Source organism: Streptomyces poriferorum (genome assembly GCF_019399235.1).
Lineage (GTDB): Bacteria > Actinomycetota > Actinomycetes > Streptomycetales > Streptomycetaceae > Streptomyces > Streptomyces poriferorum.
This window is the reverse complement of record NZ_JAELVH010000570.1, coordinates 1-1,862: the sequence shown is the minus strand read 5'-3', so window position 1 is coordinate 1,862 and position 1,862 is coordinate 1. Positions and strand designations below refer to the sequence as shown.

Below are 1,862 nucleotides of genomic sequence, written 5' to 3'. Positions count from 1 at the left end.
GCCGGGTCATTCCGCCCGGCGGAGGGTGTCGATGCCGGGTCTTTTTGTCTGGCGGAGGGTGTCGATGCTGGGTCTTTTTGTACGGCGGAGGGTGTCGATTCGGGGTCCGTCCGCCCGGCGGAAGGTGATGATGTCCGGTCCTCCTGTCCGGCGGAACGTGTCGGTGCCGGGCACTCCCGCCCGGCGGAACGTGACGATCCACGCAGCCGTCCCGCCCCAATCGGCGGTCCCGCCGGAGTAGCGTCGTCAGTTCGCGGCCCGCGCCGCGCCCTCGACTCCAGCACCCCCAGCACACCCACCAGGACCGGCGATCCCAACGTGAGCTCCTCCTCCACCACCCGGAACAGTCCGCACCGGCAGGCACGGCAGGGGGTCCCCCCACGCCCGCAAGGGCGTAGGGGGAGGGCCACGGGCGCGTACCGGCTGGTGCGTACCCTGCCGGGCTCCGTGGATCCCCCTCTCCTTGACGCGGCGCAGCGGGCGGTGGTTGACCACGCCGGCGGCCCGCTGCTCGTCCTCGCAGGCCCCGGGACCGGCAAGACCACCACGCTCGTCGAAGCCGTCGCCGCCCGTGTCGCCCGGGGCGCGGACCCGGCCCGGATGCTGATCCTCACCTTCAGCCGCAAGGCCGCCGTCGAACTGCGCGACCGGATGGCCGCCCGGCTCGGCGCCGTCCGCGGACCGCAGGCCACCACCTTCCACTCCTTCTGTTACGCCCTGGTGCGCGCCCATCAGGACGCCGACCTGTTCGCGGACCCGCTGCGGCTGCTCTCCGGACCGGAGCAGGACGTCACCGTCCGCGATCTGCTGGTGGGCCAGCTCGACCTGGAGAAGGAGGGCCACGATCACATCCGCTGGCCCGATGAGCTGCGGGCCTGTCTGACCACGCGCGGCTTCGCCGACGAGGTGCGCGCCGTGCTCGCCCGCAGCCGTGAGCTGGGCCTCGGCCCGGACGCCCTCGCCGACTTCGCCCGGCGCACCGGCCGGCCCGACTGGGGTGCGGCCGCGGCGTTCCTCGCCGAGTACCTGGACGTGCTGGACGCCCAGGGGGTGCTGGACTACGCGGAGCTCGTCCACCGTGCCGTGCTGCTCGCGGAGCGCCCCGAGGTGTCGGGGCTGCTGGCCGGCAGTTACGACACCGTGTTCGTCGACGAGTACCAGGACACGGACCCGGCGCAGGTGCGGCTGCTGCACGCGCTGGCCGGGAACCGGGGGAGCGCCCCGGGCGGCGGCGGGGGCCGGAACCTGATCGCGTTCGGCGACCCGGACCAGTCGATCTACGCCTTCCGCGGCGCCGACGTGAACGGCATCCTCGACTTCCCGGACGTGTTCCGGCGCGCGGACGGTGACCCGGCCCCGGTCGGCGTCCTCACCACCTCGCGCCGTTCCGGCGAACGGCTCCTCGCCGCGACCCGTCTGCTCACTCGCCGGATGCCGCTCACCCGGCTGCCGTCGGCGAAGGTGCGCGCCCACCGGGAGCTCGGCGCGGTCCGTGAGGGCGGCGGCGTCGAGACGTACACCTACCCGACCGCGTCCACCGAGCTCGACAACATCGCGGACCTGCTGCGCCGGGCGCATCTGGAGGACGGGGTGCCGTGGCACGAGATGGCGGTCCTGGTCAGGGCGGGCGGGCGCACCATTCCCGCCGTGCGCCGGGCCCTGACCTCGGCGGGCGTTCCGCTGGAGGTCGACGGCGACGACCTGCCCCTGCGCCACGAACCGGCGGTGGCCCCGCTGCTGACGGCCCTGCGCACGGTGGCCATGGCGGCGGTGCGCCGGGGCGCGGACGTGGTCGCGGCGGCCGAGGACGGGGCGGAATTCGAGGACGCGGCGGAGCCCGAGGACGCGGCGGAGCCCGAGGA

The 1,862-nt window shown here is 74.5% G+C and carries 1 protein-coding gene; it reads left to right on the top strand.

Annotation, left to right across the window (positions count from 1 at the left end):
- Positions 1–318: 318 nt before the first annotated feature.
- Positions 319–1,862 (top strand): ATP-dependent helicase (locus JGS39_RS39705; protein ID WP_308121009.1); only part of this gene is annotated, 1,544 nt, incomplete at its 3' end.